Origin of the sequence: Terrimonas alba, assembly GCF_042434975.1 — a bacterium.
In the GTDB taxonomy this organism is placed as follows: Bacteria; Bacteroidota; Bacteroidia; order Chitinophagales; family Chitinophagaceae; genus Terrimonas_B; species Terrimonas_B alba.
Map to the genome: position 1 here is coordinate 1017180 of NZ_JBHMQM010000001.1, position 18824 is coordinate 1036003.

The window sequence follows — 18824 nt, forward strand, 5'->3', positions numbered from 1 at the left end:
GATAAGAGTGGGGTTACTTTCATCATACAGCATTCATTATAGATAAACAACAATCGCGGCAATTAAGTGTCACACAAACACTTATGTGAAGTAACTATTTATCCTTCGTTTTTCAAGCTTTATTTGTCTCGCAATTTGTCCAAATCGTCTCAAATTCATTTTCCCATATGCTCAAACCAACCCGCCATCATCCCGGCTTGCCCGCTTAGAAATTTCAGTTACTTTTAGGTAACCAAACTTGCCATACTTGTCAATCAGGCTATTACTATCGCTGCTACTGTTTTCATTGGTCCTTTTACCAGCTACTGCAGGCGGACAGTCTCCTTATTATTTCAGGCATTACGAGGTAGAACATGGTCTTTCGAATAATACCGTGCTTTGCAGTGTCATGGATAAAAAAGGCTTTATGTGGTTTGGAACGATCGATGGCTTAAACCGGTTTGATGGCTATACATTTAAAGTCTTTAGAAATGATCCTGCCAACCCCAAAAGCCTTGGCAATAATTCTGTCTTTTCGCTGCTTACTACTGACGATGGCAAAATCCTGGCTGGAACTGCAAAAGGGCTATACTACTACGATCCGGTGGATCAAAGCTTTGAGCTTATACCCTTTACTTCAAACAAAGAGGTCGGCGACCTTTGTAAAGACAACAGTGGAAATATTTGGTTTACTATTGACAAAACACTTAACTCCTATAGTGAGCATAGCAAAACGGTTCGTTCTTATCCACCGGAAGTCCTGGCGACATCTATTTGCAAGGATCAGGATGGGAACGTTTGGGTTGGGACGGCCAATGGTTTTATCAATAAATATGACAAAGCCACTGACCGTTTTACATCCTATGATCTTTTTTCAAAATCCCGGGCAACTTCCGGCAAGTACATAACAAAGATTTTCAATACCAATAAAGGTTCATTACTGGTAGGTACATTAAACCAGGGAATAAAACTTTTTGATATTAAAACAAAAGACTACAAAGACCTTCTCATCTACAATCACGACAAAACTGAAATATTCGCTAAAGATTTTATCCAGTATTCGGAAGATGAATATTGGGTGGCTACTGAATACGGGCTGTTTATCTATAACATCAATGGTGGAAAATTTACCACTCTCCGTATGCAGTATAACAATAGCTATTCCATTTCTGATAACGCAATTAATACGTTATACAGGGATCGGGAAGGAGGCATATGGGCCGGCACAAGATTCGGAGGTATCAGTTATTACCCTTATCCGTACACTTCTTTCGAAAAATATTTTTCACAAAATGGTATCAACTCCATTAAAGGGAATGGTGTACATGAAATTTGTCCCGATGGCCGGGGTAATCTATGGATTGGTACCGAAGATGCCGGGTTGAATAAGCTCAACGTAAAAACAAAGGTATTTGAGCATTTTGTTCCTGACGGAAAAAAAGGAAGCATTTCCTACTCAAACATACATGGTCTTCTTATAGTGGACAATGAGCTGTGGATAGGAACTTATCAATATGGCCTTGACCGGATGAACCTGAAAACAGGCAAAATAATAAAGCATTATACTGCAGGTAAAAATTCGTTTGCCAGCAATTTCATCGTTCACCTCTATAAAACAAAATCAGGAAATATACTGGTGGGCACCTGGGAAGGGCTTTTCCAATATAACAAACTGACTGATTCATTTTCACCCGTTGCCGGATTTCCATTCCAGACCCAATCAATTTTAGAAGATGAAAATGGATTGCTGTGGATCTGTACGCTCGGCAATGGTGTTTTTACACTCAATCAAAAAACCGGATTGATCAGCAATTTCAGGGCAAATTTTAAAAGCACGGACTCACTGGCTAATAATATGGTGAATGGACAATTCAGGGACAGCCGTGGCAATTTATGGTTTGCTACCGAAGGGGGGCTGAGCAAGTATGATCCCCGGGTAAGAAAATTTAAAACCTACAGCATTACAAACGGGCTGCCCAGTAATTTTCTTTTTAAAATACTGGAAGACAAAAAAAATAATTTATGGATCAGCTCTACTAAAGGGCTTATATGTTTTAACCCGATTTCAGAATCGATAAAAATTTATACCGTTGCTGACGGATTATTGAATGACCAGTTCAACTGGAATTCTGCATATAAGGATTCAACCGGAAGAATGTATTTTGGAAGCGTAAAAGGCATGATCAGTTTTGTTCCGGAGAAATTTACCATCAACACTATAACACCACCCGTTTACATCACAGGGATACAGTTATACGATAAGGAGTTGGTTGTAAACGGGAAAAAATCACCACTCAAAAAGTCAATTACTTACACGGACCAAATTACGTTAAGACATGATCAGTCAACGCTCAGTATTGATTTTGCCGCCTTAAGTTACACATCTCCCGAAATGAATGAATATGCCTATAAGATGGAAGGGCTTGACGCCGATTGGACACCACTGAAGACATACCGAAAGGCTTATTTCACCGAATTACCGCCCGGAGTTTATACGTTCAAAGTAAAAGCCGCAAACAGTAGCGGTATATGGAATAAAGAAGAAACAAGTTTAAGAATAGAAATATTGCCTCCTTTTTGGAAAAGCAAACTGGCCTATTTACTATATTCAGTTTTGGCCATCGCCATCGTGTATGTTGTTTTTCGTATTTATCACAACAGGATTAATGAAAAGCATGAGCGAAAAATTGAACTTCTTGCACACGAGAATGAAAAAGCGTTATATCAAAATAAGATTGACTTTTTTACCAATATTGCCCATGAGATAAGAACGCCACTAACATTAATTCAGGGGCCAATGGAAAATATCATGAACCATGCAGATAAGGTTCCGGAAATAAAGAACAACCTCAGGATTATGGAGCGGAACACCAACCGTTTGCTTGATATCTCTAACCAGTTACTGGATTTTAGAAAAATAGAAGCAAAAGGGTTCAGCCTGAATTTTGAAAAAATCAATATCCCTGAATTAGTAGAGGACATGCACGCAAGTTTTCAGCCATTAGCTGACCACCGGTACCTGTCCTACTCTCTCCAGACACCCTCCAACGATTTTTATGCGATGGTTGACAATGATTCTTTTCAGAAGATCTTAAGTAATTTATACAGCAATGCTATTAAATATGCAGAGAATACTGTCCAGGTAAGGTTAGCCTGGCTGGAAAAGGAAAATGAATTTCTTATTGAATTTAAAAATGATGGTCTATTAATCCCTGCCGACAGTAAAGAGAAGATTTTTGAACCTTTTTTCAGAATAAAAGAAACCAATTATCAAAACGGTACAGGTATAGGGTTGGCTATTTCCCGTGCTCTTACTGAATTACACAAAGGCACTCTGGAATTAAAAGAACCACGGGATGGCTTTAACATTTTTGTTCTTACACTCCCGATAAATACCAGTAATGAGCCGGATTATAAAATACCCATTTTAGAACTTAACGACGAAAATTTTAACTAATGGAATCAGTAGTTTTAATTGTGGATGATAACGCGGAGATCATTGAATTTCTTGCAGACAGCCTAAGACCAAAGTACGCGGTTTTAACTGCTCTTAATGGACAGAAAGCCATGCAGATTGTTGAAAACGAAACAGTGCACCTGATTATCAGTGATATCATGATGCCGGTAATGGATGGTTTTGAAATTTGTAACAGGATTAAATCCAGTATTAACTATTGTCATATTCCTGTTATTTTGCTGACCGCCAGGAAAACATTGGATTCGCGTATCGAGGGATTGGAAAAAGGAGCAGACGCCTATATTGAAAAACCTTTTTCACCTAAACATTTGATGGCACAGATCGACAACCTTCTAACAAACCGTAATAAGCTAAAGGATTTTTTTGCAAGCTCTCCGCTTACTCATATTAAGAGCATAGCGTATTCAAAAGCAGATGAAGAATTCCTGGAAAAGATTACTGATATCATTTCGAACAATCTCAAAAACCCGGATCTCGATGTTGAGTTTCTTGCCCGTGAAATGTTTATGAGTCGTGCCACGCTTTATAGAAAAATCAATGATATCTGTAACCTGCCGCCTAATGAATTAATAAAAGTTAACCGGCTCAAACAAGCTGCCAAACTTTTAACAGAAGGTAAGTTTAAACTGTATGAGATTTCGGATATGGTGGGCTTCACCTCGCAACATCATTTCGGAAGGTGTTTTTTCAAACAATTCAATATGACTCCTTCAGAATTCCAGGCAAAAAGTCATAACTGAAACGTGAAATAAGCAGCCCAATTATTTTGACGCGGCACCTACTCTGAATACCCGTAGTGAATCATTATTGACTGCAGCAAGGACTATTTTTTCCCCATTTGATAAGCGAATAAGTGACATGTCTTTTACATCACCGGTCAGCATAAAACCGCTTTGAACTGCCGGAACCGGTGTAAAAGATTTATTACTTCCGCCCCGGAGAAAACAACCATAGGATGCATCATATCTTCCCGTTGTCACTTCTGCCTGGTATTCATTGCCTGCGAGCAACAGATCTTTAAAACCATCGTTGTCCAGGTCATCGCAAATGATCGCATTTACCGGTGCAAACTGCGCCTCCACAGGCAATGGATGTTTGATAAATTTCCCATTGCCTGTATTTTCAAAATAACAGGTTCTTGTTTCGTCACACTGCAGTTGTAACATATTTTCCCTGGCCTTGCCTTTGAAAATTTCATTATAGGTTGCCCGGGAATAATCCTTGTACAACAGGAATTGTTTTTTGATGGCAGGTACCTGGTCCGAAAAACGATTTCGGCTGATAGCAGGAAACGAATGGTTCCGTCCATCCGCAGCTTTTATATAATAGAAAAAAACGGGGTCGATACTTCCGTTGCCATCCAGGTCGGTAGCGTATAGTTGCATAGGCCCTGCCTCATTGACTTTGTATTCACAATTCAAACCGAGGTTGCCGGCTACCAGGTCAATATCTCCATCATTATCCATATCGTTTGCAACCAAACTTCGCCACATTCCATTCATCCGGGTTAACCCGGTGGATGAAGTTGCTTCCATTAAATTGCCATGATTATTCTTAAAAAATTGTACTGGCATCCATTCCCCTGCGATGATGAGGTCGGTTTGTTTATCATTATCAAAATCGGTCCATACCGCCGACGTAACCATACCAACCTTTTGCAAAGCGGGACAAACTTTTGCGGTAACATCTGTGAACACGCCGTTATTATTCTGCAATAAAAAACTGCGGGGAGGCAGCGGATACTTTTTTGACACCCTTCCACCAACGAATAAATCAGCGTCACCATCGCCATCATAATCACCGGCGCTTACACATCCGGCAATTGTTTTTACCGAATCGGGAATCGCATTTGCCTGCAAACTGAAATGAGCTTTCCCGTCATTGATGTACAAACGGGGTTTATAATAGGTTGAACTTTCATCGTACTGCATATCACCGCCGGTAACGAGCAGATCGGAATCGCCATCTTTATCAGCATCAAATAAAATACAATCCATGTCTTCCTCAAACTTAATGCTGTCTATAAGATCTTTTGAAGTAAATACCTGATCTTGCCGCTGCGTGAAAATTTTACCGGAAAAATTAAATCCGCCGCCAACGAAAAAATCAGTGGTCCCATCATTATTGATATCGCCGGAAGTAATAAAGGGCCCTAGCTGCGAATACTTTTGCGGCAACAACCGCTGAATGGTGTAATCATTAAATGGATTATCCCGGTGCCTGTATGAAAGACCGGCCAATGAGGTAATATCCGAAAAAAGAAACGAAGGCTTCGCTGTCTCAACTATTCGACCGGCAGTAGCATTATTCCATGAAAGAACCAACGTAGTATCGGCAACAACATTTTTTATTACTTGTCTTTTACCATCCGGCCAAACAATTTCCAACGAATCCGCATGATCACTTTTTCCCAATCCAAAAATCATTTGCTGATCTACCGAAGAAAAATAACCCCTCACGGGGTTTTGTTCCTGTAGTTGTGCTTTACCATCATTATACACAAAAACTTTTGCACCGAAACCATGATTGTTCAGGCTATCCCCTTTCAATTGAAGGCTTAAAAAATGAGTAGTGACCGGTTTGTTTTTTTGATTGGTGTTATTGATAAAAACAAATGCTCCCTTGTTGATATTATTGACCACCATGTCCAGATCGCCATCATTATCCAGGTCGGCGTAGGCGGCACCATTGGACATAGAAGGTTCGTTGATCCCACCGGCGTCCGAGTGATCGGCAAACGTTAAATCACGTTGGTTGAGGTATAAATAATTCGGAAGGTTAACATGATCCAACGAAGCAAGTTTTTGCCTAATGGCTTTTTCCTGTTCTTCCCTGCTGCGGCCACTATTGAAGATATTGCTACTGAATTCCAGGAAATCGGCATCAATAAAATCTCTTCCGATACCATTGGTTACATGAATATCCTTCCATCCATCGTTATTAAAATCAGCCAACAGCACACTCCAACTCCAATCGGTTGCCTGTATGCCGCTCAACTGCCCTATCTCACTGAAAAAAGGCAGGCTGGTATCTCCCCGCCGTTGGCTGCCAATATTTAATTGAAGCGTGTTGCGCATAAATTCCGGCTCATATCCCATGGCCCGTTCCGCTTCATATCGTTCATAATTCATAAAAGAGAAAGAGGTCTTCTTTCGATCATTGTATTCAGGCAACATATCCAATGTAAGAATGTCCGGCAACGCATCATTATTAATATCTGCGGCATCCGTGCCCATACTTGAATAACTCTGGTGTTGAATCGATTTTGCGATACAATTGGCAAATGTGCCGTTGCGGTTGTTCAGCCATAATTCATCATTAGATACAAAATCATTAGCGACATAAATATCCGGCCATCCATCATTATTAAAATCACTTGCCACTACGCCCAGACCATACCCATCTTCCGTAATACCCGCCTGCATTGAAACATCGATAAAAACAGGATGTCCTGCCTGCGCACTGTCGCCATCATTCCGATAAAGTTTATCATTGGCAGCGGACCGGCCACTTTTGTCACGGGGAAAAATGGTATTGGTATTTCTTGCACTTAATAAATAATTAGCGAGATACATATCAAGGTCGCCGTCTTTATCATAATCAAAAAACACAGCTTGGGTTGAATACCCGGTATCTGCAAGACCATATGCTTCCGCTTCTTCTTTGAAAGAAAGATCATGTTGATTAATGAATAAAAGATTTTTTGCAGGCTGCAATAGATCCTTTCCAAAAACGCAAACATAAATATCATCGTACCCGTCATGATTGATATCGACAATGCTAACACCCGTACACCAAACATCGGTGCCAATCCCTGCTTTTTCCGTTATATCATCAAATTGATTATCCCCTTTATTAATATACAGGCGACTACTTACCTGGTTGCCGGTAAAAAAAATATCCTTCAGGCCATCATTATTAAAATCGCCAATCCCTACTCCACCACCCATATAACCAAACTCGTTGATAAAAGAATGCGAAGAGTCATTGTCGTGAATATCGTTACTAAAAAAAACACCTGATTCTGTTGGACTGAGCTGCGTGAACAACCTGTCTTGTTGTTTATGACTACACGAATTCAAAAAAAGGATAGCCACAATAAAAAAATAAGAACTCCGATGGATAAATCTTTTTTTCATACTGGTTGCAAGTTACTTCGGGAGAGAGATTCAGTATCCCTAATAAAGGAATTTGGAATATATACTAAAAAATTGGGGCCGTCAATAATGACAGCCCCTGATTACTGCTTAACGAGAGAAAAGAACTAAAACTTAAACTATTGTACAACTATTAGTAAAGAGCGATAGCGATGATTATTTTATCAAGGGGTTTGTTGAAGTTTCACTCGCCGGAATCGGCAATAAATCAACTTGTCCCGGTACCCGGTCAGGAATAATAGAAGGAAAATATCCTTTTTTCCTCCAACGCAGGATATCGATATTGCTAACCTGCTCAGCGCTCAATTCAACGGATCTTTCATGCATCACCGCTTTTAATGCGTCGTTCTTTGATGTCAATGTAACGTCAGGCATATTTACACCCGGCCGGCTACGAACTTCATTGATATAACTGGCGGCCTGTGCTGGTGTTCCTACTTCAGCTTCACATTCAGCCAGCATCAGCAATACATCAGCATAACGAATTAAACGATGATTGAGACCGCCGGGATGAAAACCGGAATTAACCCAATCGTAAATGCCATACTTGCGGAAAAATCTTTTCTTGGTAACACCATTCTTTGTGCTGGTGCCAACATTCATATCAGCAGCGGTCAATGTTTTTGGCCCAAGAGGAGATTGAGTTAATATCTGATCTCCTTCCTCGAAAACGGTGAATTTATACCTCGGGTCATTGGCCTCAAATTCATTTAGCAACCGATCAGATGGAATGATATTTCCCCAGGTAATACCATACTCCTGGTTGCGAACCGTACTCAATGGACTTGTTGAACCTTCACCATTGTAACCCCAGTTAAAATTGTTATCTCCCCTGTCAACAAATACCACTTCAAAAATAGACTCCGCATTAAACTCATGCCCTGATGTAATCAAAGTACCACCGTCATCTCTTACATCGCCATCAAAATTCCATAAGTAATTCACCAGCGAATATTTGCCATACACTTCCAGCAGAGCCGTTTTTGCCGCAGCATAGTCGCCTTTCTGCATTTGCACTCTTCCCAACAAAGCATTGGCGGCGCCTTTTGTCGCTCTTCCATTATCAGAAGCGCCATAGGTTGCCGGTAATTTTTGAACGGCGTCGGCCAAATCAGCGATGATAAAGGCATAAATATCTGCAGCAGGTGATTTTCCCTGGAAGCCAGTAGCGGAAGTGACTGTTTCTGTATAAAGCGGAACATCACCCCACTGCGATACTAATTCAAAATAGGCCCAGGCTCTCAAGAACTTAGCTTCCCCAACCAGCCGATCTCTAAGTGCTGTATCATCGCTGACATCCGGTGCTTTCGAAAGAACCAGGTTTGCCCGGTTGATCATTTGATAAGAACCCGTCCACACATTCGACATGACTGAATTAGATGGTGCTGGTGAAGGCTGTTTAAGCAACTCTGCTCTTGGCGCTTCCAATTGTGCACCGCCGGGAGAGCATTCACCACTTCTCATATCATGCGTAAAGAACCATTCCCGGCCGACCAATTGTGCTGAACGCAAAGTAGAATAGATTGCATTTACACCATTCTGCAATTCCAAAGCAGTTTTAAAATAACTTTCGGTTGTCGGATTGTTTTCATCGAGAACATCCAGTTTATCGGTACAGGCAGCTATTCCGGTAAATACCAGGAAAACAGCCAAACACCATTTACTTATATTTTGTTTCATACTATTTTATTTTATAAGAGTTGACTTAATCGTTGCTGTTAAAAACCTACCTGGATACCCAGCAGGTAAGCTTTTGGCTGGGGATAAACAGCGAAGTCAATTCCATTGGTTAATGATGAATTAGGTGTTCTGTTACCCACTTCCGGATCATATCCACTGTAGTCCGTAAAGGTCAGGAGATTTTGAGCCGATACATAAATACGGAAGTTCTTCACCACTCCTTTTGTCAGCGATTGCAATGAAGCAGCCGGAAGATTGTAACCGAGCATTATATTTTTCAAACGCAGATAAGACCCATCTTCCAGGAAACGGGTAGAAGGGCGGGCGTTCTGATTGGGATCAGAAGAAATAGCCCGGGGAATATTGGTATTGGTGTTCGACGGTGTCCACGCATTTAATACCTGCGTACCTGCATTAAAGAAACGAACCATTCCTTCGCTTATAACCCGTGTAGCGTTGTATATTTTGTTGCCTTGCACACCCTGGAAGAAAATAGATAAATCAAAATTCTTATAGTTGACTCCCGCGGTTAAAGCATACGTTGCCTTGGGAATAAAGCTGCCCAAAAATACCCGGTCATCAATGTCAATGACACCATCCTTGTTTTGATCCCGGAATTTAAGATCCCCGGCCGCAGTTCCGGCCGTTTGGGTCGCATGATCCGCAACCTCTGCAGCATTCTGAAAAATACCTTCCACTTCCCAGCCATAAAAAGACTGGATAGCTTCGCCAACGGCTGTATTGGTAATATTGTAAGCACCAAAATCCTGGTCTCCGCCTGCCTCAATATTCTTAACCCCCTCAGCTAATCTTGTTACTTCATTTGTCACAAAACTCAAATTACCAGTAGCGTTCCATTTCAACTCCCCCTCTCTGTCGTTATACCCTAATTGCAGTTCAAAGCCGCTGTTTTTCATTTCACCAACGTTTTGCGGCACCGTACTACTTATAAAACCAAACGAAGGAGGAAGAGGTACGTTTAGAATAAGGTTATCAGTTTTCCGTTGATAATATTCAGCCGATAAGGTGAATTTGTTTTTCAAAAATCCCAGGTCCAAACCGATATTTAGTTGTTTTGTGGTTTCCCATTCCAGTTCCGTATTTCCTAAACGCTGAATAGAAGATGCGGGACCATTGGCGGCTGTACCCCCGAAAGGGTAATAAGCACTGTTAGAATTTACACTAACCAGCCAGGGTGTATTGCCCAAAACCAGGGCATTAAGACCAGTAACACCATAGCCGGCTCTTAATTTTAGCTCAGAAATCTTTTCCTGTCCTTTCATAAATTCTTCTTCGTCTATTCTCCAGCCAATAGAAGCTGAAGGAAAAGTAGCCCATTTCTTACCCGGTGCCCACACTGAAAGACCATCACGACGAACCGCAACACTCGCCAGGTACTTACCTTTAAAATCATAATTCAACCGGCCGAGGTAGGAGAGCAATGTATTCTCACCAACCAGCGTTTGCACGCCTACATTGGTAGCATTATTTAACGTTCTAAGGTCATTAGATGACTGGTTGCCAGTTGCATTTTCCTGTCGTGTTTTTTGACTCTGCCGCTCATACACCGCAATCGCATTGATATGATGGTCGCCAAAAGTTTTGTCGAATGACAGTTGCTCCGTAAATAATAATACAGTAGAAACATTGCGATTATTTGTAATAGTAGCCTGGGTAGCACTAGAACCCGCAATGGTTCCATTGTCATTAAAAATAGGTGAAAAGCGATAGTCCAGTCCATTGGCATAATCCACACCAAAAGTGGAACGGAATTTCAACCATTTTGTAAAACTAACCTCAAGGAATGCAGTTCCTAAAATCTTCGCCGTTGTCCTGGTACCCGGATTTTTTAACGTTGCATCCTCTACAGGATTGGTCGGGTCGCCGCCATCTAACACGGAGTTTACACCTCTAAACCCGCCATTCGAAGTTGGATCGTATACAGGAATATGCGGCATCATCCTGATCACATTTACCAAGTTTGTTCTGGAACCGGTTTCATTATTATCATAGTCCTGCTCGCCGGAAGCCACATATAAATTCTCACCGAAAGTGAAGATTTTACTAATGACATGATCTGAATTGAGACGGAAATTATAACGGCGATAACCAACACTTGGAGCAATACCTTCCTGGTCCATAAAACCAGCAGATGCATAAAAACGGGATACATCATTTCCCCCGCTTAAACCGACGTTATGCTGGGTCATGTTCCCTTTTTTGAAATAAGCATCCTGCCAGTCGGTATTGGTTTGTCCGTAGGTTTGTGTAGCCCCGGCATGAGTAGGCTGATCCACCATTGGTGCAGTTAATCTTTCTACCTGGCTACCCCTGTATGCAAGCGCATATTGTTTAAATCCTTCTGTATCTAACAAGTCAAGCCTCTCTGTAACCTCCTGTGTACCGTAATAGGAATCAAGAGTCACCCGTATTTTGTTGTCTCTTCTACCCTTTTTAGTGGTAATCATGATTACACCATTCGTAGCTCTTGAACCATAGATAGCAGCAGCAGAGGCGTCTTTCAATACATCGACAGACTCGATATCTCTTGTATCAATAGTTGACAGGTTGCCTGTTGGAAATCCATCAACAACATACAAAGGATCGGAAGCAAAGCTGATCGAACTGATACCCCTGATCCGTACAATGGGCTCTGCCCCCGGGCTTCCATTATTAGTAACCGTCAACCCGGCAACACGACCTTGTAATGCCTGGGAAACGCTTAGCACCGGCAGTTCGTTCAACGTTTTACTGTTTACACTAGAGACAGCTCCGGTAACTGAAGCTCTTCTTTGTGTACCATAACCTACTACGACCACTTCATCCATTGCCCTGTTATTGGATTGAAGAACTACCTGTACCGAGGTTTTCCCTTCAATACTCACTTCCCTGGTTATCATACCCACAAAAGAAAACACCAGGATTTTGGCATTATCGTCCACATCAAGGGAGAAAAAACCTTTGGCATTGGTTGTAGTAGCAGTAGTCGTGCCTTTTATCTGCACCGACACATCGGCAAGTGGCTCGCCGGTCTCATCGGTCACCGTACCGGTAATAGTACGTAACACGGGCGCCTCTGGCTCGTCAAAAGCGCCATCACTTTTTTCGGAAATAATAAAAATGCCGGATTCTTCAACAAACCGGTATTTAAGTTTTGTTGCCGACATTATTTCATTCATCACCCGGGATACTGGCGTCGCCCGTACATTGACTGTAAAGACCCGGCCTTCCGGAATAATATCGTTGCAAAACGTAAATCGGTACTTTGTTTCTTTTTCGATCTCCTTAAAGACCTTCGTCAGTTTTACCCCGGTAAGCGAAAGATTGACCTTCACATCCTGGGAGTACCCGCCTGCGTTCACCGACATAGCGCAGACAAATAGCAGAATTGAAGTTAGTTTCATGATTTTAAGCAGCTTCGTTAGTGATAGGTTTGTAAAACTCCACCTACAAGCATGATTTTTTTTCATACCTTTATTTTGGTTTTTTTTAAAAAATAGAAACAACTTTTTTTAGAAAAAGTGTTTCAAAATTTTACTACAGGGGGAATGTTGCCGCATTCTTCCCTGTATTTTTATTTAGACAAGTTTATTTGTAAAGGCTCCCCCTCTTCTATTCTATACTTAAAACTCCTGGATTCTTTTAAAAAGTCAAGCACTGTATTTATATCCTCTTTTTCAAAAACTCCGGTAAACCGGTAATTGCGAATTGCCTCATCATTGAATTTAATTTCTACACCGTACCACCTTTCCAGTAATGCCGCTATATCACCAAACAACTCATCTTCAAACATCAGCTTGTTGTCTTTCCAGGCTACCTCTTTTATATTGCCGTAATCCGTTACCTGCAGTTTTTTTACGAGGCTGTCTGTGGCAGTTAAATTATCTCCGCTTTTTACTACGGTCGGACTAACATCACCAAAGGGGTGTTCCCATTTTATTTTCTGATTAGGATGAAGCAACATGGTAAGATTATTATTTTCTTTAAGTGTCACTTCTATCAATCCCCTTATTAGTGAAGTTTCAGTGATCCTTTCATCCAGGTAAGCCTTTACATTGAAAGCGGTGCCTAATGCCTTTACATCCATGGCAGGGGTATGAACAATAAAAGGAAGTTTTTCATTATGCTTTACATCAAAAAATGCCTCCCCTTCCAAATAAACATCACGGGTGGAAACGCCAAAATTTTCATTGATTTCTATTTTACTTCCGGCATTTAACGTAACATCCGAACCATCGGGCAGTTGAATATTCTTTCTTTCACCGTATGCCGCCAGGAATGTTTTACTGTTTTTGCTCCGGTCATTGTTATAGTAATTAATGGTAAGAAAGAGTCCTATCAACAATACGGCGGCAGCCGAGAGTTTAACCAGCAATGAAATGTTGCTGGATTTTTTCTTTTCAAATCTCTCCATCTGAACAACGGGTGCAGGCTCCGTTAAATCCAGTAGATCTAACCTGCTTTTTAAGCGGGCTGCCTGTTCTTCCATATCTGCTTCTCCCAAAGCATTGAATAGTTGAATAAATTTTTCATTTGCATATTCCACCACCAGCCGGCGATCAGGATTTTCCCTGACATGATTTTCCCAAAATGCCACATCCTCCGGTGAAGACCTCTTGCAATAATTAATAAACGACTCATCCGCCAATAAATCCGTAACATCCATTTTATCAGGCTCCATAATGTGTTTTAATAACCATTTTTAAAACAGAGTATCCTATGGGCATTTTTTACCCGTTAATTGAAAAAAAATGTCTTTTTTGTAAAAATTGTAAGAGTAGTACTAAAAAAATGGCCGGTAGCGGGCAGATTAGTGATAGTTTTCAATGATAGAAGAGGAAGAAGCCAAAACTGAAACTAATAACATTAGTGCGGCGTCATGAACATGTTGGCTGGTAGCCATATCCAATTTTAGCTTCTTTAGTGCTTCATGGATTTTATTATAGACCGTGCGATGGGATAAGCCTGTTTTTTGCACAATTTCCTCGTAGGTGAGACCTTCATAAAACTTAAGAACAATGAGCTCCCGCTGCCGGTTGGGGAGATCACTAATATGATGCATCAGTAGTTTAAACAGGTGATGTTGCTCGTCCTTCCTTATCAGGTTTTCTTCGGGGTTAGGCTGCGGATCTTCGGAGTAATGGTTCCAAACCACTTGTAAACTGCCTGTCTTTTCGGATTTTTTCCAATCGCCGGTAAGCTTTCTTAAAAAGGAAGTAATGATATAGGTTTTAACATTTTTTGCTTCGTCTATCGTACTCCTTTTTTCCCACAGGTATAAAAACAATTGCTGAATGGTGTCTTTCACCAATTGGGCATCTTTGATCTCCTTTAGCCCAATAAATAAAAGACTATGGTAATACTTTTTGTATAAGGCCAAAAACATTTCCTTATCTCCTTGTTTAAGCCCTTTCCACAATGTTTCATCGTTGTTCATCATAAGCAATCGTAAACCAATATTAGCAAAATATCCGGTAACAACTTAAAATTAAAAATACAGCCGGCAAGCGGTTGGCTGGCAGTTATTTGTTAAAACGTTATAAATGGATTGTCGCCAAATAATATACCCGGTTTGGGACTCCCGTGCCTGGTCCGGCACTTGTAGCCATGTATAGTGGAGACTTGGGACCAATGTTGTTCCCGCCCGTTAAACGAGGTTTATATGTCGTTGTTATGCTACAAAAAGATTGTTAATACGCTTACGAAAAATCGATACAAGAGTCTATTTTTTTCGGCTGCCGGGTGTCTTTACTTTGACAGTAAATCAACAGCTCATGAAAAACAAAAAAAGAGTGATTGAAGTGATCACAGAATTTCCCGTGATCCTCTACACGCTGAAGACCCAACGGCAGGAAGAACTTGCCGATTACATCCTGGATGCCTCCAATTATGGTCAGCCCACCAACCTGCTGACTGTTGCCAACCCGGATAGTTTGTTGTTGAACCTTAAGCTCCCTTTTACAGCCGCCATTGAACTGGTAAATTCTGCCATGGAACAAAGTGACCGCCTGAAAGTAGGTATGATCACCCGTGAACCCAGTACCTTTTATGCACGACTTTGCGCCAGTTTTGCCGAGGAATATCTGGTTCATCCTTTAGTAGATATGAAACAAATGCCGGATGCGATCGCCTTTCGACAGTTGAACTGATTGCAGAACCCTATGCACTCAAAAGCGATCAGCTTACCTTATTCCTGTATTCGCCATTTCTAACGCCCGGCTTAATTGTGCATTTAAAATTCCCTGCGCCTTTTCGTGCAAGCCGTAGTTATAGTTACCACTTTCAACAATGATATTTACGCCTGTTACCTTTTCTTTTTTTAAAAGCGGAAGATCATCCGGATGAAGCTTAAAATGCAGAATTGATTCCTGGCCGGTTGGTGCTTCCAAAAAATCAGTCATTGTCCCGCTGACGATCTGTAGTGTTATTCTTTTCCCGCCGGTTGTTTTTAATATGGCCTTGCTTTCTTCATCTGCGGTCACTGATTTTTCCCTGCTCATGGTAATACCAAAGGAAACGATGGTGCCGGGCTTACCTGTTGAAACAGCAGAACGTAATTGCGTTGTTACCTTGTTGCCAATGGTTTGGCTGGAAAAAAGTGTTTGCAACCCGGTGGTCCAGATAGTGTCGTTCAAACGTTGATTGACGACCCGCCTTTGGTCTACCTGCGAAAACAACATCACGGGTAACAGTAGAAAGAACAGATTGAAATATTTTAGAACTATGTTCACGCAATTGAATTGTGCACATTTCTATGTGCCAATCCAGTGCCAAAAATTTCATGCTATTGTCAAAGCCCGGAAATAGGGTGAGCACCAGAGCTTTAAGTCGTTGTATTGTTGCCGACCAACCGGAAATTATCAACCGACTTTCCATTCAGTTGCTTTTGCCATCGTTCCAATAAAGGTTGTTCCAATTTAAATTCACGATATTCATCAGGACTCATAATAGGTATTCCTTTTACAATAGGGTATACACGTTTACATTCATCACAGATCAGCAATCCTTCGATTATATTTTCATTGAGATCCTTTGCAATGGTTGTTAACGCCAATTCAGACTTATCAAAAGGGCAACAAAGTTTTTTTATCGTTTCAATTCTCATGTTCTATTTTTTAATTTTTCGCGGTATTCTTTTATTGACTCATCCGGCCTGTTTGTATTCATGATGCCGGAGACTACAGCAATACCTGCATAATCCAGTCCGTCCAGTTTATCCATATTTCCGGGATTTATACCTCCCGCCAAAAAAACAGGTAAGGAAGAAATTTTTTTTGCCTCACGGATCGTGTTGAAATGCACCAATTCGCAACTGTTGCTCGTGCGGGAAGGAAACATTGAACAGAAAGAAAGATAATCCAACTGCTGCTCATTTGCCCAATGCACCACTGATAAATCATTATTACAGGTAACGCCGCTTATAAAAGACCTTTTTACGATTTCTTTTATCAATTGATAATTTCCGGGGATTTGATCAAAATGGACGCCATCCAATGGGATATCTTCTAACAATTGCCACCTGTTATTAATGATGACAGGAATATCTCTTGCATAGCACAGCTCACAGATTTTGTGCAGCAGCTTATGTATGTTTTGGCCAGGTAAAAAATTGTCCCACACTTGCAGCGCCGCTATTTCCTCCTGCGCACATCGTTCTATTTTATCCAGCAGCGCAGTTTCCGCTATGGAAGGATCAACTACTACATAAATACCGGGTTTTATATGTTTTTTAAATGCTGTCGTCATTTCCATCCTGAATTAAATGCGGTAAAGAAAGCTGTCCAGTAAGGATCTTCTTCAAAATAAACTACATCCCTCGCTGTTCCGTTTTCAATCAATTTGATGCCCTTGTTTTTCGCTGCCAATTCTCCCACTTCCACGCAAGCAATGTTTTCCCGGGCCAGGCGATTGATCACAGCGGTAGCTGTTTCTTTTTTACAGGCAATAATCATGGAACCGGCGCCAATACAATGCTGCGGATCTAACGAAAATAATTTGCAGACTTCCTGTTGCAGGCGACCGACAGGTAATCTTTCATTATAAACGATCGCACCATTATCCGAAGCCCTGGCCAATTCGTATATCGCACCCAGTACACCGCCTTCTGTTACATCATGCATGGCAGTTATATCGTCATATTCCCTGTTTTTTCCGGCAGCCGTCAAAGCATCTTTCAAGGAAGATGTATCATAAAAGCTATCGCAGGCTTTTTGAAAAAGTTCCGTTCCCAATTTGTTGCGAACGGTTTCGGGAAAGCTCATCGCAAGAATAGCTGCCGAAGAGATCGCACATGTCTTAGTAACTAAAATGGAGTCTCCCGGGTTGGCATATTTGGATACAAGCATTTTATTTTTAGGTGCAACAGTAATAAACGTACCGCCACCGGCGATGGTAGAATTTTGGCCTTCAATAAAACCAGTATGCCCGCCTGTTACGGCTACTCCAATCTTAGAACAAAACTGATGAATATAGTCCCAGTAAATTTTAAAATCGCTTTTTGAAAACCCAGAAGGGAGATTCAATACAAACTGTCCATACATAGGTGCATACCCTGTAGTTGCCATATCATTGGCCATCAGCTGTACGGATAACCAGGCAGATTCTTGCAGGCCTAATGTTGGAATAAGAGATAAAGGATCGCTGGTCAACGCCATAGCCATTTCACCCGGCAGATCAATGAGAGCGACATCTACACCAAATTGGGGCCCGGCGATGACTTCAGCACGATGTCGCCCGCATTTGTTGCTGATAAACTGTTCAAATAAATGATGATCTATTTTCCCAAGCTTCTCATTTATCTCATTCATGCCACGTCATTTAGTTGTATGTATAGGCCGAAGAAATCTCCCAGCGGTAAGCTCCATTGCTGAACTGGAAACCATTTGGGAAGACCGGTACATGTCCATTCAATGGAATAGTCTCTTCCTTCAAGTGCCTGGTGAATGATCTTCGTAAGCTGTGCAGGTGTGTAAAAAGTAGCGGTAATATAAAAAGGATTTTTACCGAACAATTGCTGCACCCTTCTTCTGACCACTTTGGTGGAGTTTCGGTTCATCATTCCCATGGCTATTCCATACTTGGCAACCCGTGCGGCCTCCCTGATCACCTGTACGGGATCTTTGTAATATTCAAAAGTGGTAATAAATGCCAGGGCGTCAAACACATGGTCTTTGAATGGCATATAATGTGAGTCCGCCATTACCAAATCACCTTCGAAAAGTTCAATGGCCTGCGATAACATGAGTGGCGAGATATCGCCACCGGTCGCTTCAATGCCTATCTCTTTCCACCAACGGGTAAAGCGGGTAGTGCCGCAGCCAAATTCAAGCAGCGTTTTTATCCGTTTGTCTTTTGAAACAAGCTGCTCCATTATTTTCTTTTGCCAGATCTCGGCCCGTTTGTAGCGGCCTTCATACCACTGCTCGTATGTGTCAGTATGTTCACGGTTGAAAAACCACTCCGGCCTGTTTTGCCAGTTTTGCTGGCTGCGGGGAATCAGTTCAGCGTTTGCTTTTTGTATTTCCATTTCA

General features: G+C 41.4%; 13 protein-coding genes. 3 read left to right on the forward strand and 10 right to left on the reverse strand.

Annotated elements, in window-relative coordinates:
• Positions 1 to 247 precede the first annotated feature (247 nt).
• Complete coding sequence (locus tag ACFEL9_RS04075; protein WP_385886364.1) at positions 248 to 3436, forward strand: ligand-binding sensor domain-containing protein; 3189 nt, start codon at positions 248 to 250, stop codon at positions 3434 to 3436.
• A complete protein-coding gene (locus ACFEL9_RS04080; RefSeq protein ID WP_385886366.1) occupies positions 3436 to 4197 on the forward strand; it encodes a response regulator transcription factor in 762 nt (253 codons plus the stop codon). Before ACFEL9_RS04075 ends, ACFEL9_RS04080 begins: the two co-directional genes overlap by 1 nt.
• Before the next feature lie 21 nt (positions 4198 to 4218).
• Here the strand turns inward: ACFEL9_RS04080 and ACFEL9_RS04085 are convergent, their stop codons facing one another.
• From ACFEL9_RS04085 to ACFEL9_RS04105, 5 genes are all read right to left on the reverse strand, one after another.
• Positions 4219 to 7596 (reverse strand): VCBS repeat-containing protein, encoded by a 3378-nt coding sequence (locus ACFEL9_RS04085; protein ID WP_385886368.1) that lies wholly within the window; start codon positions 7594 to 7596, stop codon positions 4219 to 4221.
• 174 nt (positions 7597 to 7770) lie between these two features.
• Complete coding sequence (locus ACFEL9_RS04090) at positions 7771 to 9294, reverse strand: RagB/SusD family nutrient uptake outer membrane protein (protein ID WP_385886370.1); 1524 nt, start codon at positions 9292 to 9294, stop codon at positions 7771 to 7773.
• Positions 9295 to 9332: 38 nt separating this feature from the next.
• A complete protein-coding gene (locus ACFEL9_RS04095; RefSeq protein ID WP_385886372.1) occupies positions 9333 to 12698 on the reverse strand; it encodes a SusC/RagA family TonB-linked outer membrane protein in 3366 nt (1121 codons plus the stop codon).
• A gap of 170 nt (positions 12699 to 12868) precedes the next feature.
• Positions 12869 to 13975 carry a FecR family protein gene (locus ACFEL9_RS04100; RefSeq protein WP_385886374.1) on the reverse strand — a complete coding sequence of 369 codons (1107 nt, stop codon included), beginning with the start codon at positions 13973 to 13975 and terminating at the stop codon, positions 12869 to 12871.
• Positions 13976 to 14104: 129 nt separating this feature from the next.
• Positions 14105 to 14734: an RNA polymerase sigma factor gene (locus ACFEL9_RS04105; protein ID WP_385886375.1), complete on the reverse strand. Its 630-nt coding sequence runs from the start codon at positions 14732 to 14734 to the stop codon at positions 14105 to 14107.
• Positions 14735 to 15068: 334 nt separating this feature from the next.
• Between ACFEL9_RS04105 and ACFEL9_RS04110 the strand changes: the two genes are divergently transcribed.
• Positions 15069 to 15443: a hypothetical protein gene (locus ACFEL9_RS04110; RefSeq protein WP_385886376.1), complete on the forward strand. Its 375-nt coding sequence runs from the start codon at positions 15069 to 15071 to the stop codon at positions 15441 to 15443.
• A gap of 33 nt (positions 15444 to 15476) precedes the next feature.
• Here the strand turns inward: ACFEL9_RS04110 and ACFEL9_RS04115 are convergent, their stop codons facing one another.
• The 5 genes from ACFEL9_RS04115 to ACFEL9_RS04135 form a co-directional block, all read right to left on the reverse strand.
• Positions 15477 to 16025 carry a hypothetical protein gene (locus ACFEL9_RS04115; RefSeq protein ID WP_385886378.1) on the reverse strand — a complete coding sequence of 183 codons (549 nt, stop codon included), beginning with the start codon at positions 16023 to 16025 and terminating at the stop codon, positions 15477 to 15479.
• Positions 16026 to 16117: 92 nt separating this feature from the next.
• The gene (locus tag ACFEL9_RS04120) at positions 16118 to 16399 is read right to left on the reverse strand and encodes a Trm112 family protein (RefSeq protein WP_385886380.1); all 282 of its coding nucleotides are present in this window, start codon (positions 16397 to 16399) and stop codon (positions 16118 to 16120) included.
• Positions 16396 to 17040, reverse strand: a complete 645-nt coding sequence (locus ACFEL9_RS04125; protein WP_385886382.1) for a thiamine phosphate synthase — start codon at positions 17038 to 17040, stop codon at positions 16396 to 16398. Before ACFEL9_RS04125 ends, ACFEL9_RS04120 begins: the two co-directional genes overlap by 4 nt.
• Positions 17037 to 18101 carry an AIR synthase family protein gene (locus ACFEL9_RS04130; protein WP_385886383.1) on the reverse strand — a complete coding sequence of 355 codons (1065 nt, stop codon included), beginning with the start codon at positions 18099 to 18101 and terminating at the stop codon, positions 17037 to 17039. The genes ACFEL9_RS04125 and ACFEL9_RS04130 overlap by 4 nt, the downstream gene beginning before the upstream one ends.
• The gene (locus ACFEL9_RS04135) at positions 18098 to 18820 is read right to left on the reverse strand and encodes a class I SAM-dependent methyltransferase (protein WP_385886385.1); all 723 of its coding nucleotides are present in this window, start codon (positions 18818 to 18820) and stop codon (positions 18098 to 18100) included. Before ACFEL9_RS04135 ends, ACFEL9_RS04130 begins: the two co-directional genes overlap by 4 nt.
• Between the last annotated feature and the right edge of the window lie 4 nt (positions 18821 to 18824).

Coding starts and splice junctions, on each gene's coding strand:
- ACFEL9_RS04080 (WP_385886366.1), top strand. CDS start 3,436: ATGGAATCAGTAGTTTTAATTGTGGATGATAACGCGGAGATCATTGAA.
- ACFEL9_RS04085 (WP_385886368.1), bottom strand. CDS start 7,596: ATGAAAAAAAGATTTATCCATCGGAGTTCTTATTTTTTTATTGTGGCT.
- ACFEL9_RS04090 (WP_385886370.1), bottom strand. CDS start 9,294: ATGAAACAAAATATAAGTAAATGGTGTTTGGCTGTTTTCCTGGTATTT.
- ACFEL9_RS04095 (WP_385886372.1), bottom strand. CDS start 12,698: ATGAAACTAACTTCAATTCTGCTATTTGTCTGCGCTATGTCGGTGAAC.
- ACFEL9_RS04100 (WP_385886374.1), bottom strand. CDS start 13,975: ATGGAGCCTGATAAAATGGATGTTACGGATTTATTGGCGGATGAGTCG.
- ACFEL9_RS04105 (WP_385886375.1), bottom strand. CDS start 14,734: ATGATGAACAACGATGAAACATTGTGGAAAGGGCTTAAACAAGGAGAT.
- ACFEL9_RS04110 (WP_385886376.1), top strand. CDS start 15,069: ATGAAAAACAAAAAAAGAGTGATTGAAGTGATCACAGAATTTCCCGTG.
- ACFEL9_RS04120 (WP_385886380.1), bottom strand. CDS start 16,399: ATGAGAATTGAAACGATAAAAAAACTTTGTTGCCCTTTTGATAAGTCT.
- ACFEL9_RS04125 (WP_385886382.1), bottom strand. CDS start 17,040: ATGACGACAGCATTTAAAAAACATATAAAACCCGGTATTTATGTAGTA.
- ACFEL9_RS04130 (WP_385886383.1), bottom strand. CDS start 18,101: ATGAATGAGATAAATGAGAAGCTTGGGAAAATAGATCATCATTTATTT.
- ACFEL9_RS04135 (WP_385886385.1), bottom strand. CDS start 18,820: ATGGAAATACAAAAAGCAAACGCTGAACTGATTCCCCGCAGCCAGCAA.